A 23,863-nucleotide genomic window follows, 5' to 3' on the forward strand; every position below is an offset into this window, starting at 1 on the left:
CACACCTCAACAGTAGGCCGCACAAGGCTTCCACGGGCAGCGGTCGACGTCGGTTGCCCGAATGCGACCGGCCACCCGTATGCATCTGGTATGCGCCGAACGGGTGGCCTTCAACCCCTACTCCTCGGTCGGAAGGGCGACTTCCGCAGCCGCGTCCGGTCCCTGTTCGAGCAGCACGGCGAAGCCGTCCTCGTTCAGGACGGGCACCTTGAGCTGCATCGCCTTGTCGAACTTGGAGCCCGGATTCTCACCGACTACGACGAATGAGGTCTTCTTCGACACCGACCCGGTCACCTTGGCGCCCCGGCTCTGCAGCGCCTCCTTGGCCCCGTCGCGCGTGTGGTGTTCGAGCGTGCCGGTCACGACGACCGTCAGCCCTTCGAGGGGCCTGGGCCCCTCGTCCTCGCCGGAGCCTTCTTCCTCCATGCGGACGCCGGCGGCCTTCCACTTGCGGATGATCTCGCGGTGCCATTCCTCGGCGAACCACTGTTTGACCGCCGCGGCGACGATCGGGCCGACGCCGTCGGTGTCCTTGAGCTCTTCCTCGGTGGCCTGCTCGATGCGGTCGATCGAACGGAACGCGCGCGCGAGCGCCTCCGCCGCAACCGGTCCGACGTGACGGATCGACAGGCCGGTCAGGATCCTGGCGAGCGGCCGCTCCTTGGCCGCCTGGATGTTCTCCAGCATCGCGACCGCGTTCTTCTTGGGCGCGCCCTCCTGGTTGGCGAAGACCGTGGCGATCTTCTCCTCGCCGGTCCTGGGGTCGCGCTTGGGCAGGCCGCTGTCCTGGTCGAGGACGTACGCCTTGATGGGCAGCAGGTGCTCGATGGTCAGGTCGAAGAGGTCGCCCTCGTCGACGAGCGGTGGCTCGGACGGCTCCAGCGGCTTGGTGAGGGCGGCGGCGGCGACGTATCCGAAGTTCTCGATGTCGAGGCACTTGCGCCCGGCGAGATAGAAGAGCCGCTCGCGCAACTGGGCCGGGCAGGTACGGGAGTTGGGGCAGCGCAGGTCGACGTCGCCCTCCTTGGCGGGCGCGAGCGGCGTACCGCACTCCGGGCACTCGGCCGGCATCACGAACTCGCGCTCGGTGCCGTCGCGCAGGTCGACCACGGGGCCGAGGATCTCCGGGATGACGTCTCCGGCCTTGCGCAGCACGACCGTGTCGCCGATGAGGACGCCCTTGGCCTTGACCACGTCCTGGTTGTGCAGGGTGGCGAACTCGACCTCCGAGCCCGCGACCGTGACCGGCTCGACCTGGGCGTACGGCGTCACCCTGCCGGTACGGCCCACACCCACACGGATGTTGACGAGCTTGGTGTTGACCTCCTCCGGCGCGTACTTGTACGCGATGGCCCAGCGCGGGGCGCGGGAGGTGGAGCCGAGGCGGCCCTGGAGGGGGATCTCGTCGAGCTTGACGACCGCGCCGTCGATCTCGTGTTCCACGGAGTGGCGGTTCTCGCCGTAGTGGGCGATGAACTCCCGTACGCCGTCGAGGTCGTCGACCACCGTGTTGTGCCGGGCAGTGGGCAGGCCCCAGGACTTGAGCAGGTCGTAGGCCTCGGAGAGGCGGGTGAGGCCGTCGAAACCGGACAGGGCGCCGATACCGTGCACGACCATGTGGAGGGGACGGGTGGCGGTGACGCGCGGGTCCTTCTGCCGCAGTGAACCGGCCGCCGCGTTGCGCGGGTTGGCGAAGGGCTTGTCACCGGCCTCCACCAGGCGGGCGTTGAGCTCCTCGAACTTCTCCATCGGGAAGTAGACCTCGCCGCGGATCTCCACGAGGTCCGGGACCTTCTCGCCCGTCAGGTGGTTCGGGATCTCCGCGATCGTCCGGACGTTCGGTGTGATGTCCTCGCCGGTGCGGCCGTCGCCGCGGGTGGCCGCGCGGGTGAGGCGGCCGTGCTCGTAGGTGAGGTTGACGGCGAGGCCGTCGACCTTGAGCTCGCACAGCAGGTGGTAGTCGGTGGTGCCGACGTCCTTCGCGACGCGCTCGGCCCAGGCGGCCAACTCCTCGTCGGTGAAGGCATTGTCGAGCGACAGCATGCGCTCGCGGTGCTGGACCGCCGAGAACTCCGTCTGGTACGCGCCCGCGACCTTCTGGGTCGGTGAGTCGGGCGTACGCAGCTCGGGATACTCCTCCTCCAGGCCTTCGAGGGTGCGCAGGAGGCGGTCGAACTCCGCGTCGTCGATGACGGGAGCGTCCTTCACGTAGTACCGGAAGCGGTGCTCCTCGATCTGCTCGGCGAGCCGCGCGTGCTTCTCGCGTGCCTCGGCGGGCACCGCTGCCTCGGCGGGTACCAATGTGGGCTGTGCGTCCTTGTCGCCGGCCACCGTGTTGTCCTCCCGTTACTCTGGGTTGTCCGCGAGAGATCTCGCCGCCTTGACGCAGTGGGCGAGCGCCCGGCGCGCGTACGCCGGGGAGACCCCCGCGAGCCCGCACGTCGGAGTGACCGTGACCGCCTCCGCGAGAAGCCCCGGATGCAGCCCCAGCCTGCGCCACAGCGTCCTGACACCCATGACGCTACCGGCAGGGTCTGACAACGGGTCCTCCGTGGTCGGCACGACACCGGCCAACAGCTTCGTGCCCCCTTCCACCGCTTCCCCGATCGTGTCGTCGTCACGCTCGGTGAGCAACGAGAAGTCGAAGGAGATGCCGGTGGCACCGGCGCGGCGGAGGAGCGCGAAGGGGACGTCGGGGGCGCAGGAGTGCACGACGACCGCGCTCTGTGGGGTGTCGCCCTCTGTGGTCTCCCCCTTCGGGGCGTGCACCCCGATGACGTCCCGGAGCGTGGACTCGACGAGCTGACGGTCGACGGCGCGGTGGGTCCGGTAGCCGCTCGCGCTCTTCACCTGCCCGCGCAGGACGTCCATGAGGGACGGCTCGTCGAGCTGGAGCACGATCCGGGCGCCGGGTACGCGTCGCTGCACCTCGGCGAGGTGCTGGCGCAGCCCCTCGGCGAGCGAGCCGGCGAGGTCCCGGCAGGCACCGGGGTCGGAGAGGACCGCCTCACCGTTCCTCAGCTCCAGCGCGGTGGCGAGGGTCCACGGTCCGACGGCCTGCACCTTCAGCGGGCCCTCGTACCCCTGGGTGAACTCCTCCAGCGCGTCCAGGTCCTCGCCCAGCCACGACCTGGACCGCTTGGTGTCCCGCCCCGGCCGGTCCCCGAGCCGCCATCCGCTGGGCTCCACGCGCGCGTACAGCTCGACCAGCATCCCTGCGGTTCTGCCGATCATGTCGGCGCCGGGGCCCCTGGCGGGGAGTTCGGGCAGATACGGCATCCCCGTCTCCGGCCCCTCGAACGTCCCGGTGACGGTCTTGGCGGCCTCTCGGGCGTCGCCGCCGGGCAGGGAACCGATGCCGGTGGCGGGGCCGAAGCTGAAGTTTTCGTTCACGTTCCGAAGCCTACGTTTTCCGCCCCCGCCGCCCCTACCCGTCCCATCCCAGGGGCTCCGCCCCTTCGACCCCGGGGCCGTGTGTTGTCTGCGGGTGGGTGGGGGCTGGTCGCGCAGTTCCCCGCGCCCCTAAAGGACACGGCCCTGCGGGCCGAAAAGCACGGGGCGCAGTCCCTGCTTTTCAGGAGCGCGGGGAACTGCGCGACCAGCCCCCACCCACCCGCACCCGCCGACCCACAGGCGCACCCGAGCTCCTAGGCGCTCCCGGGCCGGACCGTCAGGTCGTTCACTTCCGCGTCCCTGGGCAGATCCAGCGCCATGAGAATCGTCGTCGCGACGGACTCGGGGGCGATCCATCGAGACGCGTCGTACTCCTTGCCCTCCTGCTGGTGCACCTTGGCCTGCATGGGGCTGGCGGTGCGGCCGGGGTACACCGTGGTGACCCGCACCCCGTTCCCGTGCTCCTCCCACCGCAGCGAGTCCGCCAACGCCTTGAGGCCGTGCTTGGAGGCGGCGTAGGCGGACCAGTCGGCGTGGGCGTTGAGGCCGGCGCCGGAGTTGACGAACACCACGTGCCCCCGCGTGGCCCGGAGTTGGGGCAGGAAGTGGCGGGTCAGCTCGGCGGGGGCGACGAGGTTGACATTGAGCTGGTGGCGCCAGGTCTTGGGCGTCAGCTCGCCGACCGGGCCGAGGTCGACCACCCCCGCGATGTGCAGCAAGGAGTCCACCCGGTCGGGCAGGGTCTGGTGGGAGAAGGCCCAGGAGAGCTTGTCCGGGTCGGCCAGGTCGCCGACCAGCGTCTTCGCCCCCGGGAACGCCGCCGCCAGTTCCTTCGCCCGCCCCGCGTCGCGCGCGTGCAGCACGAGGTCGTCCCCGCGCTCGTGCAGCCGTCGGGCGACGGCCGCGCCGATGCCGGAACCCGCCCCGGTGATCACATGAGTAGCCATACCGTCATGCTCGCATCACCGTGGCGGGACGAAAAACAGCTCACGCCACGCCGCGACTCTCCTCCAGATATGCCATCGCCCCCACCGGCTCCTCCGCGAAGAAGACCAGGTCGGTGAGGGGGCGGGGCAGGAAACCCTCGTCCTCCATGCGCCGGAACTGCTCCTTCAGGCCGTCGTAGAAGCCGGCGGTGTTGAGGAGCACGACCGGCTTGTCGGTGTGGCCGTGCTTCTTCAGTTCCAGGATCTCGGTCGCCTCGTCGAGCGTGCCGGTCCCGCCGACCATGACGACGACCGCGTCGGCCTTCTCCAGGAGCAGCCTCTTGCGCTCGGCGAGGTCCCGGGCAATCACCATCTCGTCCGTACCCGGTCGCGCCTTGGCCGCCAGGAACTCGACCGAGACACCCAGCAGCCGGCCGCCCGCCTCCTGCACACCATCGGCGACCACCTTCATCAGCCCGACGTCCGAACCGCCCCACACCAGGGTGTGCCCGCCCTTGCCGATCAGCTTGGCGAAATCCCGCGCGGGGCGTGTGTAACGGTCGGCGAGATCGGCGGCGGAGAGGAAGACGCAGATGTTCATGGGTCCACGTTAGGGGGCGCCACCGACATCGGGGCCCTCTTGCCCACCGGCTTCCCGCCCCGCGGCCACCGTCACCCGGATCTTCGACTGGAGGTGCGGCAGTTCCTCCCAGTCGTCCATGAAGCGGGCGGACAGGCCGTGTCTCCGGGCGAGTTCGAACAGGGTCTCGGTCCGGTAGTAGAAGTCCTCATGGAGCACCTGGTGTTCCGGACCCTCGGTGCGGCCGAACGTGAAGTCGAAGAAGCCGCCGGGGGCCAGGACACGGCCCACATGTGCGAGGCACTGCTCGATGACGTGCGGCGGGGAGTGGGAGAACACGCTGTGCGCGTGGACGACGTCGAAGTGGCCGGCGGGCAGGAAGGCGAACGTGAGGTCGGCGACGAGCGCCAGATGAGGGAGCTTGAATTGCAAACCCTCTCGCGCGAGGGTGCGCTGGGCCTCCATGAGGATGGCCGGCGAGATGTCGATCCCGTAGTAGTTACCGACGTCCAGGTGGTCGATGAACAGCCGCCCGGCCCGCAGGTTCCCGCAGCCGATCTCCAGCATCCGGTGCCGGGGCTCCAGACCGTGCCGCAGGAGGTAGTCGAACTGCATCCGTCCGATGCGTTCCCACTTCTCCACGGAGGGGTTGTGCCCGACCGCGGCCTCGGGGCTGCGTGCGGTGTCGGCGGCCATGACGGCCCGGTAGTACGCGATGTGGTCGCGGTGCTTCAGCTGCAGCCACGTGTCCCGCACCACCCGCTGGGCGTGCGCGGGCACGCGCTTGGGATGGCGCAGGGCGTAACGCATCCGGTGCGTGAGACTCCGACGGTTTCGGGACGGGTCTCGGGACGGGTCTCGGGACGGGTTTCCGGCCTGTCCGGACGGATCCGTGGCTGTCATGACAACCTCCTACGTCCCCCTGCGGCCGCTACGGCCTCCTGGAAGAGCTCGAGAGCTCACCAGCAGCCTGCGCCGCGCACGCGAAGACGGCTACCCGGGGAGGGACGATCGGGGCCATGGCCCTACGCGACTCCCATCCGCGCGCGCGTGGTCGACGCGATCGTCGCCGAGCCCACGACGCGTGTGTCGTCGTACAGGACGATCGCCTGGCCGGGAGCGACGCCGCGGACCGGCTCGGTGAAGCGGACCTGGAGTTCGCCGTCGACCAGCTCCGCACGGACCTCCGTCTCGCCGCCGTGGGCGCGGAGCTGGGCGGTGTAGGTGCCGGGGCCGGTGGGGGCCGCGCCGCACCAGCGGGGCTTGATCGCGGTCAGGGCGTCGACGTCGAGGGCGGCGGCCGGGCCGACCGTCACCGTGTTGTTGACCGGGGAGATGTCGAGGACGTAGCGCGGCTTGCCGTCGGGGGCGGGCGTGCCGATGCGGAGGCCCTTGCGCTGGCCGATGGTGTAGCCGTAGGCGCCCTCGTGGGTGCCGAGCTTCGCCCCCGACTCGTCGACGATGTCGCCCTCCGCCTTGCCGAGGCGGCCGGCGAGGAAGCCCTGGGTGTCGCCGTCGGCGATGAAGCAGATGTCGTGGGAGTCGGGCTTCTTGGCGACCGCGAGGCCCCGGCGCTCGGCCTCGGCGCGGATCTCGTCCTTGGTGGTGACGGTGTCGCCGAGGGGGAACATGGCGTGGGCGAGCTGCCTGTCGTCGAGCACGCCGAGGACGTACGACTGGTCCTTGGCCATGTCGGAGGCGCGGTGCAGCTCGCGCGTGCCGTCGTCCTTGACGATCACCTGGGCGTAGTGGCCCGTGCAGACGGCGTCGAAGCCGAGGGCGAGGGCCTTGTCGAGCAGGGCCGCGAACTTGATCTTCTCGTTGCAGCGCAGGCAGGGGTTCGGGGTGCGTCCGGCCTCGTACTCGGCGATGAAGTCCTCGACGACGTCCTCGCGGAAGCGCTCGGCGAGGTCCCACACGTAGAAGGGGATGCCGATGACGTCGGCGGCGCGGCGGGCGTCCCGGGAGTCCTCGATCGTGCAGCAGCCGCGCGCCCCGGTCCGGAAGGACTGCGGGTTCGCGGACAGGGCCAGATGGACGCCCGTCACGTCGTGCCCGGCTTCCGCCGCGCGGGCGGCGGCCACGGCGGAGTCGACCCCGCCGGACATGGCGGCGAGGACACGGAGGGGGCGGGGGCGCTGCGAGATCTCAGTCATAACCCCTCCAGGGTACGGGGCGCCGGGAACCGGAGCCCGCGAGTATCCGTTGACGATCTCGTGGGAACAAGACGGGCTTCGAAGAACAGTTCCGGGGATGTCGGCGGGGGTCCGTCCGGCGGCAAGGACGCGGGGCGGCGCATCGGTCGCCGGGCCCTGCTCATCGGCACGGCCGTGGCCGCCGCCGGCACCGCCGTGGTGGCCCGGGACGAGTTGACGCGCGCGTGGTGGCGGGTGCCCGGCGTCGAGAAGCCGCGCAAGGACGGCGAGGTCGACTACACCGGGGCCCGGTGGGTGGCCGCGTCGGACGCGAACTGGCGGATGGCGGACCGGCCGGACGACTTCGGCATAGAGATGGTGATCATCCATGTCACCCAGGGCAGCTTCGACAGCGCCGTGAAGGTCTTCCAGGACCCGGCGCACGGAGCGGCCGCGCACTACATCGTCCGCAAGGACGGCCACGTCACGCAGATGATCCGCGAGCTGGACGTGGCGTACCACGCGGGCAACCGCGACTACAACGAACGCAGTGTCGGCATCGAGCACGAGGGCTTCGTCGAGCGCCCCGAGGACTTCACCGACGAGATGTACGAGGCCTCCGCGCGGCTCACGGCCCGGATCTGCGCGCGGTACGAGATACCCCTCGACCGCGAGCACATCCTCGGCCATGTCGAGGTCCCGGGCACGGACCACACGGACCCCGGCGAGGGCTGGGACTGGGACCGCTACATGAAGCTCGTGCGCGCGGCCGCCACCGCGCAGACCTCGACGACCGCCTGACGTTCGACCGACGACACCTCGACACCCACCGACGACGACGGGCTCGCCGGTCCGCCGGTGCGGGTGCGGACAGCCAGGTCACAGCGCCGGGACGGGGCCGGGACAGCAGTGCCACAAACCCGGGCTGATGTGACGCGCATCAGCCAGTCGGGGGCCCGGTGGCCGGCATCTCCCGGCTAGCCGGTGCCGCCGAAGAAACCGCCGTCCGCACTGGTTCCGCCGCCGTCCGTGCCGGTTCCGCCGTCCGTCACTTCGCCGGTTCCGCCGATGTCCGTGCCGCCCACGTCCTCGCCGGCCGACGGATCCGTGCCGACCACCAGGGTTACGGCGGACTGGGGCCCGGCCTCGCTGAGGCCGACCGGTGTCTGCCGGATGACCACGCCCACCTGGTCCGGGGACGACACGGCCTCTGGCTCCACCACGGGGACCAGTCCGACGGCGGTGATCTCCGCTTCCGCCTCGGCCTGAGGCCGACCCACCACGTCGGGCACCGTCACCTGTTCCGGCGTCGTCTCCTCCGCGACCAGCAGAGTCACCGAGTCGCCCACAGCCACCGTGGTACCGCCCTCCGGCCTTGTGCCGGCGACCGTGCCGGGGGACACATCAGGGTCGTCCACGGTCTCGGTCGTCACGACGAGACCGGCGCCCTCCAGTTCCTGTGTCACCTCCTCCACGGACCTGCCCCTGGTCTCGGGGATCGTGACCTCGGCCGGGCTCTCCGACTCACCGTTCCCGGAGTCGGCGTTCCCGGAGTCGTCACCACTCGTCAGCTCGGGCTCCTCAGGCAACGGGACCCGCACCTCCTCGGTGGGGTCCTCCACATCGGCGACGGTCAGTTCCCGCTGCGGAGCGTCGGCCTGCTCGACCCGTACGACCTGGTCCTTCTTGACCTTCCACGGCTTGTTGCCCTTGCCCTTGTTGTCGAACTCGACCTTGATCTCGTCGGGGTCGTACGCGCTGATGCCCAGCGGATTGCCGCAGTTGCACTTCACACGCGGCACCCCGAACACGTCGACGAGCACGGCGGTGCCCGCTTCGAGAACCGCGTCGTAGCGGTTGGCCTCGCCCTTCTTGTAACCGTGGTTGGCGACCAGGGTGTCGTTGGCGAGGACGAAGGGGGTGAGGGACTTGACGTACTCGCGCACGTTCTTGTTCTTCGCGCCGATGCCGAGCGCCTTCGCCCAGGCGGTCTTCTTCCTGCCGTTGCCGGCCTCCAGCAGAAACTGGAGCAGCAGCTCTGGATCGCATACGTCGATCTCGGTGCTGCCTCCGTAGAGTCCCCGCTCATCGCCCTTGCGGGAGCCGCCCTGGTCGCTGAGGTTCCCGTCCAGGTCCCGGCCGTCGCCGAGTTCTCCTGTGAAGAAGGCGTTCTCGGCGAGGTAGCCGACCGCCTCCGCGGCCGCCGTACGGGCCACACAGGCCAGGCCCGTCATCGATCCGAGGAGGACGGCGAAGGCGACGAACGCGCCGGCGGTCCTCAGAGTGAACGTACGTGTTCCCCGCCGCCGGGACTTGACCGCCCCCCGCCGTCCGGACATGCGGAATCCCCGCTCGGCACGTGCCATGGCCCGCTCCCCCGTTGGTGCTCCCCCGAGTGCGCCGGGGCTCTACGGTCCCGGCGCGCGCTCTCAACGGTCCCAGTGGGGGCGGGTATTGGCCATGCTCTTCACTCTTTCGGGCGAGCGTATTTCAGGTCAGCCCGGCGTTGCGGGCGCGCTCCACCACCGGGCCGATCGCCTTCGCGACCGCCTCGACGTCCGCCTCCGTGGAGGTGTGACCGAAGGAGAAACGGAGGGTGCCGCGGGCGAGGTCCGGGTCGGTGCCGGTGGCGAGGAGGACATGGCTGGGCTGGGCCACGCCCGCGGTGCAGGCGGAGCCCGTGGAGCACTCGATGCCCTGGGCGTCGAGGAGCAGGAGCAGCGAATCGCCCTCGCAGCCGGGGAAGGTGAAGTGCGCGTTGGCCGGGAGGCGTCCTTCCGAGGAGGGGTCACCGCCCAGGATCGCGTCCGGGACCGCCGTACGGACCGCCTCGACCAGGGAGTCGCGCAGGGCGCCGATCTCCCGGGCGAACCACTCGTGCTGCTCGGCGGCGAGCCGGCCGGCGACCGCGAAGGAGGCGACGGCCGGGACGTCGAGGGTGCCGGAGCGGACATGGCGCTCCTGGCCGCCGCCGTGCAGGACGGGTACGGGGCTGTACTCACGGCCCAGCAGCAGCGCGCCGATGCCGTACGGCCCGCCGATCTTGTGGCCGGAGACGGTCATCGCGGCGAGGCCGGAGGATTCGAAGTCGACCGGAACCTGACCGAAGGCCTGGACCGCGTCGGCGTGCAGCGGGACGCCGAACTCCTTTGCCACGTCGGCCAGTTCACGGACCGGCAGGATCGTGCCGATCTCGTTGTTGGCCCACATCACGGTGGCCAGGGCGATGTCGTCGGGGTTGCGGGCGATGGCCTCGCGGAGGGTTTCCGGGTGGACTCGGCCGTACGCGTCGACCGGGAGGTACTCGACGGTGGCGCCCTCGTGTTCGCCGAGCCAGTGGACGGCGTCGAGGACCGCGTGGTGTTCGACGGGGCTGGCGAGGATCCGGGTGCGGGCGGGGTCCGCGTCGCGGCGGGACCAGTACAGGCCCTTCACGGCGAGGTTGTCGGCCTCGGTGCCGCCGGAGGTGAAGACGACCTCGCTGGGGCGGGCTCCGAGGGCCTCGGCGAGGGTTTCGCGGGCCTCCTCGACGGTGCGCCGCGCTCGGCGGCCGGATGCGTGCAGCGAGGAGGCGTTGCCGGTGACGCTCAGCTGGGCGGTCAGGGCCTCTGCCGCCTCGGGGAGCATCGGGGTGGTCGCCGCGTGGTCGAGGTAAGCCATGGTGAGCCCGATTCTACGGGCCCGGTGTCCTTGGTCTGGGGCCCGGCTGGGCTTGAGGGTCTTGTGGGGCGGCGGTCGGCGGCGGGTTTGCGCCTTGCCGGGGTTGCACCGGGGCTTGGCGGCGAGGCACCCGGCGCTGTCGACTGTGCCCACCCTCCCCCACTCTCGGCTTCGCTCGAGCGGGAGGTGCCCCCATCGCCCTGCGGAACGACTGCCCACAGCGGAGCCAGCAGGGGGCGGCTGCGGCAGCAGCGGCGCCAGCGGCCGAGGCGGCAGGGGCAGGGGCAGCGGCAGCGGCAGCGGCAGCGGCAGCGGCAGCGGCAGCGGCGGGATGTGACCGCGGTGGCAAGTGCGGCTCGGCCAAGTAAGTCGCTGCCTCTGTCTGGCTCAGAAGCTCCAGGACACCGTGTTCGTCGTCTGCATCAGGATGGCGAGGATGGCGAGGTCGGCGATGCCGAGGCCGAGGCCCAGGTAGGCGCGGCCTCGCCTGGTGGTGCCGCGCTTCAGGGCGAGGGTGGACAGGACGATGGCGATGGGGCCCAGGAAGAGGTTCAGGACCAGGAGGCCCAGGAGGCCGAGGACGAAGGAGGCGACGGCCATGCCGTCGGCGTCGCGGCCTCGGGTGCGGGTGGTGGTGGCGGTGGTTTCGGTCCGGCGTGCGGCGGTGAGCTGCATGGCGGGTCTGCTCCCAACGGGCTGAGGCGCGGCGGTCAGTCGGTGGTGCGGCTGCGGCGGGCGTGGCGCTCCCGGTACGCGAAGACCGCCAGCCAGAGGGCGATGCCGACCGCGAGGGCCGACGAGACCGCCGGCGGCACATGGGCCACGGTGCCCATGACGACACCCAGCAGCAGAAGTGCGGCGACGAGGAACAACATCGGGGGAACGCCTCTCTCGTTACAGTTGGGTGAACGGTTGTAGTTACAGTTGTTCACTGACTGCCAAGTCTAGCGGGTCGCCCGGCTTTGCAATTACGGAGAACAGTTGTTAACTGCATGGCATGAGTCACACTCTCGGCATCCGGCAGGTGCAGAAGCAGAAGACCCGGCAGGCGCTCATGGACGCCGCGCTCGGCCTGCTGGAGGAGCAGAGCCTCAGCAGCCTGGGTCTTCGCGAGGTCACCCGGGCCGTCGGCGTCGCCCCGACCGCGTTCTACCGGCACTTCCGGTCGACCGCGGACCTGGGCGTGGCGCTGGTCGAGGAGGCCCTGGGCAGTCTGCATCCGGTGCTCGGGGATCTGATGTCGGCGATCGGCGACAGCGACGAACTCATCGAGCGCGCCGTCGATCTGATCGCCCGCCATGTGGACGCGTACCCCGCACACGTCCGTTTCATCGCGCGCGAGCGCCACGGCGGTGTCCAGCCGGTGCGGGACGCCATCCAGGGACAACTGGCCCGGTTCGCCGATGAGGTACGCAGTGAGCTGGACAAGCGGCCGGAGACCGGGGGGTGGACCGACGACGACCGGCTGATGCTCGCGGGCCTGTACGTCGATCAGATGCTGGTGACCGCCTCGCTGTTCCTGGAGGCACTGGACGAGCCGGAGCAGGAGCGCGACCGGGTGACCCGGCTGGCGAGCCGGCGTATGCGGCTGATCACCATCGGCTGTCGCCACTGGCTCGACTGACACCGGCCGTCTCCCGCAACGCGCGGAGGGCGCGCCCGGTGAACGGGCGCGCCCTCCGCGCGTACGTACTCGCTTCCGTACGGACCCGGGGTCAGCCGTCCTTGGACGCCGAGGCCGAGGCCTCCTGGCTCGGCGCCCCGCTCGGGGCCTGGCCGCCCTGGCCCTGCTGACCACCGCCGGGGCCGCCACAGCCGCCCCCGCCGCCGGGCCCGCCCTGGCCGCCGGCGCCGGGGGCACCGCTCGGCGCACCGGACGGCTGGCCCGACGGCGCGCCGGATGGAGCACCGGACGGCGCCTGGCCGTTGGCTGACGGGGCGTCGGACGGGGCTCCCGAGGGAGCTCCGGACGGAGCGCCCGAGGGGCCCTGGCAGCTCTGCCGGCCGGAGTCGCCGTTGTTCGAGGTGGTCGAGGTGGTCGACGACGAGTCACTGGAGCCGCACGCCACGAGGAAGAGGGGTGCGGCCGCCAGCAGGGCGACGGCGGGGACGAGACGTGCACGCTTCATGAGAGACCACTCCGAGAACGATGAGGGAGTTCTTGGGTGGCATCGAATCAACGCAGCTTGGGGCTCTGTTGGGTTCGCGCTGTGCCAAGGCTGTGCGAACGGCAAAGCGATGAGTGCCTGTCGAGACGTACCCCGCCCCCCGGGCGAGTCAGTCCGACAGCCTGGCCCGTGCCAGCTGTCGGGACTGCGCGACCAGGCGGTCGGCACTGTCCCAGACCTCGGCGTCCTCCTCCAGGAAGCCGCCGGCGAGGTTGCGGGTGGTGATGGAGACCCGGAGCGGTCCCGGCGCCGGGCGGCACCGGACATGGACGGTCAGCTCGACCGTCGGGACCCAGCCCTTGAGGCCCAGCTCGAAGGCGGTCGGCGGCAGCGCGTCCACGGCGAGGAGCAGGGAGAACGGGTCGGCGTCGCGACCGTCGGCGAGTCCGAACCAGGACCGCATCTCGCCCTTGCCGGACGGCGCGCCGAGCGCCCAGCCGAGCGTCGCGGGGTCGAGCTTCAGGAACAGCCGGTCGGCGATCGCGGAGCCGCCGGGGACGGGGCCGGGGGCGTCCTGCGGGCCGAAGCACTGGTCGATCGGCGGGATCGCGGGCGGCTTCGCCGTCGTACGGACGTCGTCGGGGAGGGAGTCCAGGTCGCCATAGGAGGCGAGGACGCGTATCCGCTCGACCTCGCGGCCCTCGTCGTCGTACTGGAAGAGGGAGGCCTGGCCGGTCGACAGGGTCCGTCCGGGGCGTACGACGTCCGTGCGGACGACCGCGGGGCCCGGCCGGGAGGCGGTCAGGTAGTGCGCGGAGATCGTGAACGGGTCGTCGTGCGGGAGCGCGTCGGCGAGGGCTCGGCCGAGGACGGCCAGGAGGTAGCCGCCGTTGACGGCGCCGGTGATCGTCCAGCCGGCGGAGAGGTCGATGTCGTAGACGCCCTCTTCGCGCCGCGTGACGGCCGTGTCGCGGTCGAACTCGCTGCTGCCGATGGTCGCCTGGGATGCCTGAGCCATGGCGGTACCGTACAACAGGTGATTACTAAGCGGTAGCTTTATGTGTTGCGGTGACGTTTCACCTCGGTCGGCGAACCCCGCACGTCACCCCTCCTCGACCGCCGCCGACCTCCTGTTCCACGCCCGTGGCGCCCGCCAGTGGTACCGCATCGCCAGCAGCCGCAGCGCGAAGGCCGTGGCCGCGGCGAGGGCCGAGGTGAAGGGGTTCAGGGCGTCGCGGCTGATGCACAGGACGACCAGCCCGGCGCCGACCATCGCGGGCACGGCGTACAGGTCACGGTCCCAGCGCAGCAGCGAGGCACCTCGTTGGCGAGGACGTCCCGGAACACGCCACCACCCGAAGTTCACTCGATCGCGTGATTGTCTACCTGTGGGCTTGCTATGTACTGGGCCATTCGGAGTAGCGTCGCCGTGCGATCTGGGACGCCGGGTGCGGTGCCAGCGTGCGGGACCCCTGCTCCACCAGCGAGATGGTTCAGGGCCTCCCCGTCGCCTCTGGCCGCACCCAACTGGCCAGGTCGTGAGGAAATCCGCCCGCCCGGCTCGGACCACGGACAGGATCCGTGTCGCCGCCCGGGACGCGAAAGCGGATGCCCAGTGCGCCCAACACCGTTCGGGGCGTGCCAGTGGGCGAAATCGCCCCCGCTCGCTGCGCAGGGACGGTCAGGAAGTAGCCGAGGATGCGGCCACCACCCGCAAGCAACCCCAGCTACAGAGGCACGGGCCTGCCCCTCCCAAGGGCGGGCCCGTGCCCCCGTGCAGCAGAGGATCAAGGCACCGAGGCGCTACTTGTCCTTGCCCGGTGCATCAGCAGAAGCCGTGGTCTTCGAAGGTGACTCGGCCTTCTGGACCGTTTCGGGCACCAGCTCGCCCGCCTCCTTCGCGGCCGTCAGCAGGACCACGTCCTGGGGCTGCTGGTCCTCGAAGTTCTCCGGGTGGTGGCAGGCGACCCGCTGCCCGGGCTTCAGCTCGGCGAGGGGCGGCTCGGTGGTCTTGCAGACCTGCGTGGCCTTCCAGCACCGGGTGTGGAAGCGGCAGCCGCTCGGCGGCGCTATCGGCGAGGGGACGTCGCCCTTGAGCAGGATGCGCTCACTCTTGGCGTTCCGGCGCTTGGGGTCCGGGATCGGCACGGCCGAGAGCAGCGCCTTGGTGTACGGGTGCATCGGCGCCGCGTACAGGGAGTCCCGGTCGGCCAGCTCCACAATCTTGCCGAGGTACATCACCGCGATGCGGTCGGAGACGTGGCGGACCACCGACAGGTCGTGCGCGATGATCACGTACGTCAGGCCGAGCTCGTCCTGGAGGTCGTCCATCAGGTTGACGACCTGGGCCTGGATGGACACGTCGAGCGCGGAGACCGGCTCGTCCGCGACGACCATCCGGGGCTTCAGGGCGAGCGCGCGGGCGATGCCGATGCGCTGGCGCTGGCCGCCGGAGAACTCGTGCGGGTAGCGGTTGTAGTGCTCGGGGCTCAGGCCCACCAGCTCCAGGAGGCGCTGGACCTCCTTCTTCACCCCGCCCTCGGGCTCGACACCCTGGAGCTTGAACGGCGCCGAGACGATGGTGCCGATGGTGTGCCGGGGGTTCAGGGAGCCGTACGGGTCCTGGAAGATCATCTGCACGTCGCGGCGCAGCGGGCGCATGCCGGCGGTGCCCAGGTGCGTGATGTCCTTGCCGTCGAACTCGATCTTCCCGCCGGAGGGTTCCAGGAGACGGGTGATGAGCCGGCCCATGGTCGACTTGCCGCAGCCGGACTCGCCGACGACACCGAGGGTCTCGCCCCGGCGTACCTCGAAGTCGATGCCGTCGACGGCCTTGACCGCCCCGACCTGCCGCTGGAGCAGGCCCTTCTTGATGGGGAAGTGCTTGACCAGGCCCTCGACCCTGAGCAGCGGTTTCTCTTCGTCGTCGCGCGGGGCCGGCACAGGGGCCCGGGTGTCAGTCTCGCTCACAGCTTCGGCGCAATCTCTTCGGTCCAGATCCGCGTGCGGTCCTCCGGCGACAGGTGGCAGGCGGTGAAGTGCCTGCCACCCACCTCGCGCAGTTCGGGGCGCTCGGTGCGGGTGATGTTGTCCTTGGGGATGTCCGCGTAGGGGCAGCGCGGGTTGAAGGCGCAGCCCGAGGGGACGTTGATGAGGCTCGGCGGCTGACCCTTGACCGGGATGAGCCGGTCGGTCTGCGCGCGGTCGATGCGCGGCATCGAGCCGAGCAGGCCCCAGGTGTAGGGGTGCTGGGGCTGGTAGAAGATGTCGTCGACCGGTCCGCGCTCCACGCAGCGGCCGCCGTACATCACGAGGATGTCGTCGGCGATCTCGGCGACCACGCCGAGGTCGTGCGTGATGATGACGACCGCGGAGCCGAACTCCTTCTGCAGGTCCCGGATGAGGTCCAGGATCTGCGCCTGGACGGTGACGTCCAGGGCGGTCGTGGGCTCGTCGGCGATCAGCAGTTCGGGGTTGTTGACCAGGGCCATGGCGATCATGGCGCGCTGGCGCATACCGCCGGAGAACTCGTGCGGGTAGCTGTCGACCCGCTTGTCGGGCTCCGGGATGCCGACGCGGTCGAGGAGTTCGACGGCGCGCTTGCGGGCCACCTTCTTGCTGACGTCGTGGTGGACGCGGTACGCCTCGACGATCTGGTTGCCGACCTTGTAGTACGGGTGCATCGCGGACAGCGGATCCTGGAAGATCATCGCCATCTCGCGGCCGCGCAGCCGGCGCACCTCTTCGGGGTCGGCGCCGACCAGTTCCTTGCCGTCCAGCCAGATCTCGCCGGACACCTGGACGTTCTTGCCGCGCGCGCCCAGCCGGTGCAGGCCCATGATCGCCAGCGAGGTCACCGACTTGCCGGAGCCGGACTCGCCCACGATGCCGAGGGTCTTGCCCTTCTCCAGCTGGAAGGAGAGGCCGTCGACGGACTTGACCAGACCGTCGTCGGTGGGGAAGTGCACCTTGAGGTCACGCACTTCGAGGAACGCCTCGGGGGCGTCCCCGGCGCGTGCGGGCTCGCCGACGGCGGCCCCGGTCTTGGACAGTTCGGTCACGAGAGCCTCACCCGCGGGTCGATCGTGGCGTACAGCAGGTCCACCACAAGGTTCATGAAGACGACGAAGAACGCCGCGAGCAGGGTCACCCCGAGGATCGGGGGCAGGTCGTTGGCGCTGATCGACTGGACCGCGTACTCGCCGATGCCGTGCAGGGAGAACACGGTCTCGGTGATGAGGGCACCGCCGAGGAGCAGACCGACATCCATGCCGAAGACCGTCACCAACGGGGTCAGCGCGGCGCGCAGACCGTGCTTCACGACCACGTTGCGCTCGCGCAGACCCTTGGCCCGCGCGGTGCGGATGTAGTCCTCGTTCATCGTCTCCAGCATGCCCGAGCGGGTGAGCCGGGCGTAGATGGCCGAGTAGAGGAGCGCCAGCGAACACCAGGGCAGGAAGAGGGTGTTGGCCCACTGCGAGGGGTTCTCGGTGAAGGGGACGTACGTCCTGCCGAAGATCTCCAGCTGGTAGCTGAACAGCAGCAGGGCCAGCTGTCCGGTGAAGAACATGGGCAGGGAGACGCCCGCGAGCGCCACGCCCATCGCGGCCCGGTCGAAGAACGAGCCGGGCTTCAGGGCGGAGATGACGCCGGCCGTGATACCGCCCAGCAGCCACAGCACGGCGGCGCCGGAGGCGAGCGAGATGGTCACCGGCAGCCGGCTGGTGAGCTGCGGCCAGACCTCCAGGTGGTCCTTGAAGGAGTAGCCGAAGCAGGGGGCGTCGCAGCGGACCGTGGTGGGACCGAGGTCGTACGTGGCACCGGAGACGATCCCCTTGAGGAAGTTCCAGTACTGCTCGTAGACCGGCTGGTCCAGGCCGAGGTTGCGCTTGACCGCCGCGATGTCCTCGGGCGTGGGGTTCTTGCCGATGTACTGCTGTGCCAGCTGGTCGACGGTCTGTCCGGCGAGCTTCGGCAGGATGAAGAAGATGCCGAAGGTGACCGCGGTGACGACGAGCAGCAGGATCACCGCCGCGATCGTCCGGCGGATGATGTACGAGATCACGAGGACCGGCGCCGGCGCCCGCGGGTGGTGTCTCCCGCGGGCGCCAATGCCTTCACCTGCCTTCCGGGGCTACTTCTTTTCCTTGGTACCGACGTTGAGGTAGTCGTACTGACCGCTGAAGGCCGAGGACGACACCAGGTTGGTGGCGTACGGCGAGCGGTACAGCAGGACCTTGAAGTAGGTCAGCGGCACGATGGCGGCCTGCTCCATGACCTTCTTGTCGACCTCGGTGTACGCCGCGGTGCGGGCGGCCTCGTCGGTGTTGCCGATCGCCTCGTCGAGCAGCTTGTTGATCGCGGGGTCGTCCAGCTCGGACAGGTTGGTGTTGCCGGACTGGCCGATGGCCTTGCCGTGCACGATCTGCTGCAGGAAGCCGTAGCCGGTGGGCCAGTCGGCACCCCACTGCATCATGATGAGGCCGATGTTGTTCTTCTTGTTGAACGCCGGCACACCCGCGTAGTCGGAGAAGTACTTGCCCGACGGGTACTGCTTGATGTCGGCCTCGATGCCGACCTTCTTCAGCGCCTCGACGATCGCGGTGGCCGCGTCGACCTCGCCCTGACGGTCGGTGCGGGCGGAGATGGAGGTCTTGAAGCCGCCCTCCTTGCCGCATGCCTTCAGGTGTTCCTTGGCCTTGGTGGCGTCACCCTTGCTGTCCGGGGTGGCGTACGTGTCGGCCTTCTCGTAGCCCGTGACGTCGGTGGGCAGGACGGTGGAGGCGATGTCACCGCGGATCGGGCCGCCCATGGCGGTCTGCACGGCGACCTTGTCGATCGCGTACTGCACGGCCTTGCGGCAGTCGACGTTGTCGAACGGCGCGACCTTGGTGTTGATCGCCGTGTAGACGAGACGGCCGCCGAGCGCGTTGTCCGTGTTGGCCATCTGGTCCTTGTCCTTGAGGACCTGGGCCTGCGTCTGGGCGTCGACACCGGTGCCCTGGATGTCGATCATGGTGTCGCCGGACATGACGTCCTTGTCGATGGTGGCCTTGTTGACCTTGAGGTTCACCACGATCTTGTCCGGGTACTGCTTGCGCAGCGGGTCCGTCTTGGCGTCCCACTCCGTGTTGCGGACGAGGACGATCTGCTTGCCCTCCTCGTACTTCTCGAACTTGTACGAGCCGGTGGAGACGACCTTCTTGGTGTAGTCGACGCCGGTGTCCTTGGCCTTCGGCACCGGAGCCGTCTGCGGCATGCTCGCCAGGTAGTCGAACTCCGAGAACGCCTTGTTCAGCTTGAAGACGACGGTGTGGTCGTCCGGGGTCTCGATGGACGCGATGCCCTTGTCGCTCTTGTCCGCGTAGGGGCCCTTGTACTTGTCCGGGTCGTCCAGCATCTGCTGGAAGTAGTTGGGGCCGAGGGAGAGCACGTCACGCGCGAAGTTCGAGCGCTCCACGGCGTACTTGACGTCCTTCGAGGTGACGGCGGTGCCGTCCTCGTACTTGACGCCCTGCCGGATCTTGTACGTCCAGGTCTTGCCGCCGTCGCTGGGGGTGCCCGCGCTCTCCGCCAGGTCCGGGACGAGCTCGTTGCCCGCCTCGCCCGCGCCGGGCTTGAACGTCATGAGCGGACGCGCGTAGAGGCGGCTGAAGTTGAAGCCGTACGCGTAGTACATGTTGCCCGGGTCGAGGGACTCGGGGGCGTCGGAGCTGGCGTAGGTGACCGTGCCGCCCTTCTCCGTCGACTCGTTGACGACACCCTTGGTCGCGGCGTTGGCGCCGGCGCCCTTGGGGGTGTCCGTGCCGTCTTCCGCCTTGCTGCAGGCGGACAGCAGCAGACCGGCGCTGCTGACAACCGCGACAGCGGCCATTGCTGACCTTCGCATGATGGTCGGTTTCCCCTTCGTAGTTGGACAGTTGAGTGGGACTTCGGGCCACAACCGGGCCGCGGTCGCAGACGTCAGCGGCTGCGGGGGTCGAGGGCGTCCCGGAGGCCGTCACCGAGGAGGTTGAAGGCCAGCACCGTGATGAAGATCGCGAGGCCGGGAACGATCATGTACTGCGGGTCGACCTCGAAGAAGTCGACCGCCTGGTTGAGCATTCCGCCCCAGGAGGCCTGCGGCGGCTGGATCCCGACGCCGAGGAAGCTGAGCGACGCCTCGAAGATGATGTTCGTCGGGATGAGCAGGGTCGAGTAGACGATGATCGGCGCGACGAGGTTGGGCAGTAGCTCCTTGAAGAGGACGTACGGGCCGCCGGCCCCCATCCCCCGCGAGGCGTCGATGAACTCCCGCTCGCGCAGCGCCAGGGTCTGACCGCGCACGATGCGTCCCATGTACGGCCAGTTGAAGAAACCGATGACGAAGATGAGCACCGAGATGTGCAGCGGCAGTCCTTCGAGACCGAAGGCACCGCCCTGCAGCGTCGCGGAGATGGCGATGGCGAAGAGCAGCAGCGGGAACGCCAGGAAGGTGTCCATCAGCCGGCTCACGATCGTGTCGACCCGGCCGCCGTAGTAGCCGGCGACGAGGCCGAGCACCACTCCGATGGCGTTGGACAGGATCGTCGCGCCGAAGGCCACGACCAGGGAGACCCAGGAGCCCTCCAGGATGCGGGCGAGGATGTCGCGGCCGAACTTCGGCTCGACACCGAGCGGGTGGTCCCAGCTCATCCCGCCGAAGTCGCCCTTGGGGAGGGAGGTGTTGGGGTCGATCAGATCCTGGTTGAAGGCGTTGGGGTCGAGCCCCAGCATCGACTGCAGCGGCCGGGAGAGGGCCGCGATCAGGATCAGCAGGACGACCACGACGCCGCCGGCGACCGCCACCTTGTCGCGCTTGAAGCGGGTCCAGGCGATCTGGCCGAGCGAACGGCCCTCGATCTTCTTGGCCTCGACCCCTGCCAGCACGGCTTCGGGCTGCGCCTCTGCCTGTGATCCGGTCGTCTCTATGGGTGCGGTCATCGTCCCTCGTGCTTGCCCGTGCCGGTGGTTGCCGACTGTGCCTGGCGGCCGCCCGGGTCTGCGGTACGGTCCGTCACCAGTGCTGCTCTCTTGCTCTGTTGCTACTGCTTGGTATCCACGGCCCGTGCCAACGCCGGTGTCGGAACGAGCCGTTCGGGAGGGGAGGAGGTACGGCACCGAACTTCACCGTATGAACAGCGTGTTCGCCCGATCCCCCCATCGCTCTGGGGGAGTCTTCAACGGTCGCGCGATCAGGCACCAGACCCGACGGCGAATGTATGCGCAACCGTGATGTGGCCAGCGAGGTTCCGTTATCCGGACGTGACGCTCTGTTGAGCGGTGGCAACGGCCGCCGCATACGACTCAGGCCCCGGACGGACCGGGGCCTGGACTTCTGCCGTGCCGCGCGGCCGGCGAGGTCTTCCGGCGACTTGCGGGGAGTACGGCGGCTCAGTAGCCGCCCGGATACCCGTACCCGCCCGCCGCCGGGGCCTGGGCCGGGGCCGCGTGGGCCTCGCGGTCGTAGAAGGGGCGGGCGGCGGCGCGGAGCCACATGGCGACGGGGTCGTACTCGTCGGACATGGCGACGGTGGAGACGGGCAGGCCGTCCGGGACCGCGCCGATGGACTGCTGCATCATCGCGCGCACCGAGTCGACGGCGGGTGGCGAGGTGTCGTACACGTCGAGGCCGATGGCCAGGTACGGCGCGCCGAGGGCGGGCTGCACCCAGGCGCGGCGCAGCGAGCGCACGGCCGTGGTGCGGTGGGCGTTCTGTGTCAGCAGGGCGTAGAACTGCGGGATCTCGATGGCCGGCTCGGACAGCCGGAGCGGGCCGGCGGGCTGCCGCTCCAGGCCCGTGGCGATCCGGCGCAGATCGAGCCAGGGGATGCCGACGCCGCCGCCCGGCGCGTGCGGGTTGAGCCACAGGCCGTAGTGGTCGGAGTAGAGGGTGCGGGCCACGTCGAGGCCGTCGACCACCTCGTAACTGCGGTTCCAGCCGCTGGCGGAGAGCTCCTGGGCGGAGGTCACACACGGGGCGTAGTTGAACCCGTCGACCTCCATGTTCCCGTACTGGGCGTCCGGGGAGCCTGCCTGGCCGTGCCAGAGCAGCATCCAGATCTGGCCGGAGGACGGGTTGGCGAGGGCACGCAGCAGCGCCTCGTAGGCGTCGTAGCGCCCGGGCGTCACCTGGCGCAGCATGTGCTCGACCTGGCCGGTGGCGATGCCGCTCGCGCTCACGTTGGCCGCCCTTCCCTGTTGGACCCTGGTTATAGAAACAGCTTAGGTGGTGTGCGGGTTGAGCCGGTCAGGGCTCGGGGGTTGTCGTGCGTTGCGGGGTGCGGCGCCATCGTGGCTGATCGCGCAGTTCCCCGCGCCCCTGAAAGAAGCTGGTCAGTAGCCCTGTTGATAAAAAGGGCGGACCTTTTCGCGGAGCCAGTCGGCCACCGGGTCCTGGGCGACGTCCAGGAAGACCATGTTGACCGGCCAGGGGACGGGGGTCTTGGTCAGGGCCCGGCCGAGGGCGGCGAGGGGGAGGGTGCGGTCGGCTTCCCAGGAGCCCAGTTCGACGCCGATGAACATCACGGGGTCGGCGGTCTCGACGGCGGCGAGGCAGCGGCGGGCGGAGAGGACCACTCCGGTTTCGGCGAACTCGGCGGAGGCCGCGGCGAGGAAGTCCACCGGGTCGTCCTGCCAGTCCGGCTCGTACAGCCGGACCCGGGCGCCGTTCGCCGATCCGTCCAGCGGGGTCCGTCCGGCCCGGCACAGCTCGGCCACGGCGGGTGGCGGCAGCGGGATGCCCACGACACCGTCCGGGTTCAGGGCGAGGCCGATCTGCGGGGGCAGGCCGCGAGCGAACTCGACGGCCGGCGCGATCGTGTACGACATGTGGTTGCCGACGACCTGGCGGAACTGCTCCTCGGAGCTGAAGACCGGCACGTACGCCTGGCCGTCGAACTCCATCGTGGGCAGATCCAGCTGACCGCTCTGCGGACCGCCGCCCTCCGGCAGCGGCACCCATACGAAGCTGCGGGCCAGCACCTCCACGATCCGCGCCCCCGCCTGGGGCACCCCGAGGGACGCGGACAGCACCTCCTCCAGCTCATTGCCGGGCCACCCGCCGTGCCCATGGGGGTGCGCCTGTGCCGGAAAGTCCGCCGGGAAGTCCATCTGCTGCCTACCGCTTTGCTCCGTGATGCTGTTGTAGCTGCACCTTAATTGCTCCGGGCCAGGGGCGCGCCCCTTCAGGAGCGCGGGGCTGTATGAATATGCGGCTCCGCCGCGTGGGCGCGAGCAACCCGACACGGCCCGCAGCCCGCAACGCGCAGCGCCCCCGAGCCCTCCCGGAATCTCACCCCACGAAGTCGATCCGCTTCAAGACATCCGCCGCGGCCCGGTCGATGAGCACCGCCGCCCCGCACCCCTGCGGAAGCCTCCCCGTCTCCACCGCCCGCAGCAGCCGAGCCATGGCACTGCGATGCCGGGCGAAGGCGTACCGGGACACTCCGCGCCCCCGCTCCCGCTGCCCGTCCCTGGCCTCACCAGGGGTGACGTCGAGCAGCAGCAGATGCAGCGTGCCGCCCCGCCGGCGCGCCTCCCGCGCCAGCCATCCCCGGACCCACGCCTGCGTCCCGCAGTCGTGCACGACGATGCCCTCGCCGGTGCGCAGCGCCCGCCGCAGCCCCGCGTAGTGGGCGATGCGCACGAACGGCCGGTAGACCGCGTACGGCAGATGGCGGGCGAAGCGCGCGTCGAAGCGGTCGCGGGTGTCCTGGGAGTCGATGCGGACGCCGGGCACCGCCCGCCGCATCAGCGTCGATTTTCCGCTGCCCGGGAGCCCGGTGACCACCACCAGGTCGGCCGGTCCGAAGGACAGCCCGTGGGGACTCCGTCCGGCACGCTGCCTGAGGTCGCGGACTACCGCCCTCGGGAACGGGCCGCACGCCTCCCCGGCCGGTGCGACGGGCTGCTTGGGCACCGCGATGCCCGAGGTCGTCGCGTACGCCGTGGTCCTGTTCACGTGATCGTCCTCCCCAGGGGGTATGGAGGTCCCATCCCCACAGACCGTAAAGAAAAGGTAATGCCCGATCCCTCCTGGTT

22 protein-coding genes and 1 pseudogene are annotated in these 23,863 nt (G+C 70.0%); 2 read left to right on the forward strand and 21 right to left on the reverse strand.

Going from position 1 to position 23,863, the window contains the following annotated elements:
* Positions 1-117: 117 nt before the first annotated feature.
* The 6 genes from ligA to mnmA form a co-directional block, all read right to left on the reverse strand.
* Positions 118-2,331, reverse strand: coding sequence for an NAD-dependent DNA ligase LigA (gene ligA, locus JIX56_RS12850; RefSeq protein WP_257540301.1), 2,214 nt, complete (start codon positions 2,329-2,331; stop codon positions 118-120).
* A 15-nt stretch (positions 2,332-2,346) separates the two neighbouring features.
* On the reverse strand, positions 2,347-3,393 hold the full coding sequence (locus JIX56_RS12855; RefSeq protein ID WP_257540303.1) for a methionine synthase: 1,047 nt from the start codon (positions 3,391-3,393) through the stop codon (positions 2,347-2,349).
* A 254-nt stretch (positions 3,394-3,647) separates the two neighbouring features.
* Positions 3,648-4,340 (reverse strand): SDR family oxidoreductase, encoded by a 693-nt coding sequence (locus JIX56_RS12860; RefSeq protein WP_257540305.1) that lies wholly within the window; start codon positions 4,338-4,340, stop codon positions 3,648-3,650.
* A 40-nt stretch (positions 4,341-4,380) separates the two neighbouring features.
* Positions 4,381-4,920 carry a TIGR00730 family Rossman fold protein gene (locus JIX56_RS12865; RefSeq protein ID WP_257540307.1) on the reverse strand — a complete coding sequence of 180 codons (540 nt, stop codon included), beginning with the start codon at positions 4,918-4,920 and terminating at the stop codon, positions 4,381-4,383.
* A gap of 9 nt (positions 4,921-4,929) precedes the next feature.
* Positions 4,930-5,709: a class I SAM-dependent methyltransferase gene (locus JIX56_RS12870; RefSeq protein WP_257540309.1), complete on the reverse strand. Its 780-nt coding sequence runs from the start codon at positions 5,707-5,709 to the stop codon at positions 4,930-4,932.
* Between the two features lie 215 nt (positions 5,710-5,924).
* Positions 5,925-7,055 carry a tRNA 2-thiouridine(34) synthase MnmA gene (gene mnmA, locus JIX56_RS12875; protein ID WP_257540311.1) on the reverse strand — a complete coding sequence of 377 codons (1,131 nt, stop codon included), beginning with the start codon at positions 7,053-7,055 and terminating at the stop codon, positions 5,925-5,927.
* A 60-nt stretch (positions 7,056-7,115) separates the two neighbouring features.
* On the opposite strand from mnmA, the gene JIX56_RS12880 reads away from it, so the two are divergent.
* Positions 7,116-7,835, forward strand: coding sequence for an N-acetylmuramoyl-L-alanine amidase (locus tag JIX56_RS12880; RefSeq protein WP_257540313.1), 720 nt, complete (start codon positions 7,116-7,118; stop codon positions 7,833-7,835).
* A 176-nt stretch (positions 7,836-8,011) separates the two neighbouring features.
* Here JIX56_RS12880 and JIX56_RS12885 read toward each other — a convergent pair whose 3' ends face one another.
* From JIX56_RS12885 to JIX56_RS12900, 4 genes are all read right to left on the reverse strand, one after another.
* Positions 8,012-9,400, reverse strand: coding sequence for a DUF6777 domain-containing protein (locus JIX56_RS12885; protein WP_257540315.1), 1,389 nt, complete (start codon positions 9,398-9,400; stop codon positions 8,012-8,014).
* A gap of 124 nt (positions 9,401-9,524) precedes the next feature.
* Positions 9,525-10,694: a cysteine desulfurase family protein gene (locus tag JIX56_RS12890; RefSeq protein WP_257540317.1), complete on the reverse strand. Its 1,170-nt coding sequence runs from the start codon at positions 10,692-10,694 to the stop codon at positions 9,525-9,527.
* A 387-nt stretch (positions 10,695-11,081) separates the two neighbouring features.
* On the reverse strand, positions 11,082-11,369 hold the full coding sequence (locus tag JIX56_RS12895) for a DUF4190 domain-containing protein (protein ID WP_257540319.1): 288 nt from the start codon (positions 11,367-11,369) through the stop codon (positions 11,082-11,084).
* A 35-nt stretch (positions 11,370-11,404) separates the two neighbouring features.
* On the reverse strand, positions 11,405-11,569 hold the full coding sequence (locus tag JIX56_RS12900; RefSeq protein WP_257540321.1) for a hypothetical protein: 165 nt from the start codon (positions 11,567-11,569) through the stop codon (positions 11,405-11,407).
* A gap of 122 nt (positions 11,570-11,691) precedes the next feature.
* On the opposite strand from JIX56_RS12900, the gene JIX56_RS12905 reads away from it, so the two are divergent.
* Positions 11,692-12,318, forward strand: a complete 627-nt coding sequence (locus tag JIX56_RS12905; protein ID WP_257540323.1) for a TetR family transcriptional regulator — start codon at positions 11,692-11,694, stop codon at positions 12,316-12,318.
* A gap of 91 nt (positions 12,319-12,409) precedes the next feature.
* Here the strand turns inward: JIX56_RS12905 and JIX56_RS12910 are convergent, their stop codons facing one another.
* From JIX56_RS12910 to JIX56_RS12960, 11 genes and pseudogenes are all read right to left on the reverse strand, one after another.
* Positions 12,410-12,823, reverse strand: coding sequence for a hypothetical protein (locus tag JIX56_RS12910; RefSeq protein ID WP_257540325.1), 414 nt, complete (start codon positions 12,821-12,823; stop codon positions 12,410-12,412).
* 148 nt (positions 12,824-12,971) lie between these two features.
* On the reverse strand, positions 12,972-13,820 hold the full coding sequence (locus JIX56_RS12915) for a thioesterase family protein (protein WP_257540326.1): 849 nt from the start codon (positions 13,818-13,820) through the stop codon (positions 12,972-12,974).
* A gap of 84 nt (positions 13,821-13,904) precedes the next feature.
* A pseudogene (locus JIX56_RS12920) lies at positions 13,905-14,158 on the reverse strand (TRIC cation channel family protein); the annotation flags it as partial.
* A 447-nt stretch (positions 14,159-14,605) separates the two neighbouring features.
* The gene (locus JIX56_RS12925; protein WP_257540328.1) at positions 14,606-15,772 is read right to left on the reverse strand and encodes an ABC transporter ATP-binding protein; all 1,167 of its coding nucleotides are present in this window, start codon (positions 15,770-15,772) and stop codon (positions 14,606-14,608) included.
* Positions 15,769-16,863: an ABC transporter ATP-binding protein gene (locus JIX56_RS12930; protein WP_257540330.1), complete on the reverse strand. Its 1,095-nt coding sequence runs from the start codon at positions 16,861-16,863 to the stop codon at positions 15,769-15,771. The genes JIX56_RS12925 and JIX56_RS12930 overlap by 4 nt, the downstream gene beginning before the upstream one ends.
* Positions 16,860-17,867 (reverse strand): ABC transporter permease, encoded by a 1,008-nt coding sequence (locus JIX56_RS12935; RefSeq protein WP_257540331.1) that lies wholly within the window; start codon positions 17,865-17,867, stop codon positions 16,860-16,862. The genes JIX56_RS12930 and JIX56_RS12935 overlap by 4 nt, the downstream gene beginning before the upstream one ends.
* A gap of 69 nt (positions 17,868-17,936) precedes the next feature.
* Positions 17,937-19,691 carry an ABC transporter substrate-binding protein gene (locus JIX56_RS12940; RefSeq protein WP_443031810.1) on the reverse strand — a complete coding sequence of 585 codons (1,755 nt, stop codon included), beginning with the start codon at positions 19,689-19,691 and terminating at the stop codon, positions 17,937-17,939.
* A gap of 74 nt (positions 19,692-19,765) precedes the next feature.
* On the reverse strand, positions 19,766-20,764 hold the full coding sequence (locus tag JIX56_RS12945) for an ABC transporter permease (protein ID WP_257540335.1): 999 nt from the start codon (positions 20,762-20,764) through the stop codon (positions 19,766-19,768).
* A gap of 450 nt (positions 20,765-21,214) precedes the next feature.
* Positions 21,215-22,003, reverse strand: coding sequence for an enhanced serine sensitivity protein SseB C-terminal domain-containing protein (locus JIX56_RS12950; protein WP_257540336.1), 789 nt, complete (start codon positions 22,001-22,003; stop codon positions 21,215-21,217).
* A 153-nt stretch (positions 22,004-22,156) separates the two neighbouring features.
* On the reverse strand, positions 22,157-22,933 hold the full coding sequence (locus JIX56_RS12955) for an enhanced serine sensitivity protein SseB (protein WP_257540338.1): 777 nt from the start codon (positions 22,931-22,933) through the stop codon (positions 22,157-22,159).
* A 181-nt stretch (positions 22,934-23,114) separates the two neighbouring features.
* A complete protein-coding gene (locus JIX56_RS12960; protein ID WP_257540340.1) occupies positions 23,115-23,783 on the reverse strand; it encodes an ATP-binding protein in 669 nt (222 codons plus the stop codon).
* Positions 23,784-23,863: the final 80 nt, after the last annotated feature.

Source organism: Streptomyces sp. CA-210063 (genome assembly GCF_024612015.1).
Lineage (GTDB): Bacteria > Actinomycetota > Actinomycetes > Streptomycetales > Streptomycetaceae > Streptomyces.

What these genes read in the sequence shown, in the direction of transcription:
- JIX56_RS12860 (WP_257540305.1), bottom strand. Translation starts at nt 4,340, where the DNA reads ATGGCTACTCATGTGATCACCGGGGCGGGTTCCGGCATCGGCGCGGCC.
- JIX56_RS12865 (WP_257540307.1), bottom strand. Translation starts at nt 4,920, where the DNA reads ATGAACATCTGCGTCTTCCTCTCCGCCGCCGATCTCGCCGACCGTTAC.
- JIX56_RS12870 (WP_257540309.1), bottom strand. Translation starts at nt 5,709, where the DNA reads ATGCGTTACGCCCTGCGCCATCCCAAGCGCGTGCCCGCGCACGCCCAG.
- mnmA (WP_257540311.1), bottom strand. Translation starts at nt 7,055, where the DNA reads ATGACTGAGATCTCGCAGCGCCCCCGCCCCCTCCGTGTCCTCGCCGCC.
- JIX56_RS12885 (WP_257540315.1), bottom strand. Translation starts at nt 9,400, where the DNA reads ATGGCACGTGCCGAGCGGGGATTCCGCATGTCCGGACGGCGGGGGGCG.
- JIX56_RS12890 (WP_257540317.1), bottom strand. Translation starts at nt 10,694, where the DNA reads ATGGCTTACCTCGACCACGCGGCGACCACCCCGATGCTCCCCGAGGCG.
- JIX56_RS12895 (WP_257540319.1), bottom strand. Translation starts at nt 11,369, where the DNA reads ATGCAGCTCACCGCCGCACGCCGGACCGAAACCACCGCCACCACCACC.
- JIX56_RS12900 (WP_257540321.1), bottom strand. Translation starts at nt 11,569, where the DNA reads ATGTTGTTCCTCGTCGCCGCACTTCTGCTGCTGGGTGTCGTCATGGGC.
- JIX56_RS12905 (WP_257540323.1), top strand. Translation starts at nt 11,692, where the DNA reads ATGAGTCACACTCTCGGCATCCGGCAGGTGCAGAAGCAGAAGACCCGG.
- JIX56_RS12910 (WP_257540325.1), bottom strand. Translation starts at nt 12,823, where the DNA reads ATGAAGCGTGCACGTCTCGTCCCCGCCGTCGCCCTGCTGGCGGCCGCA.
- JIX56_RS12915 (WP_257540326.1), bottom strand. Translation starts at nt 13,820, where the DNA reads ATGGCTCAGGCATCCCAGGCGACCATCGGCAGCAGCGAGTTCGACCGC.
- JIX56_RS12940 (WP_443031810.1), bottom strand. Translation starts at nt 19,691, where the DNA reads ATGCGAAGGTCAGCAATGGCCGCTGTCGCGGTTGTCAGCAGCGCCGGT.
- JIX56_RS12945 (WP_257540335.1), bottom strand. Translation starts at nt 20,764, where the DNA reads ATGACCGCACCCATAGAGACGACCGGATCACAGGCAGAGGCGCAGCCC.
- JIX56_RS12955 (WP_257540338.1), bottom strand. Translation starts at nt 22,933, where the DNA reads ATGGACTTCCCGGCGGACTTTCCGGCACAGGCGCACCCCCATGGGCAC.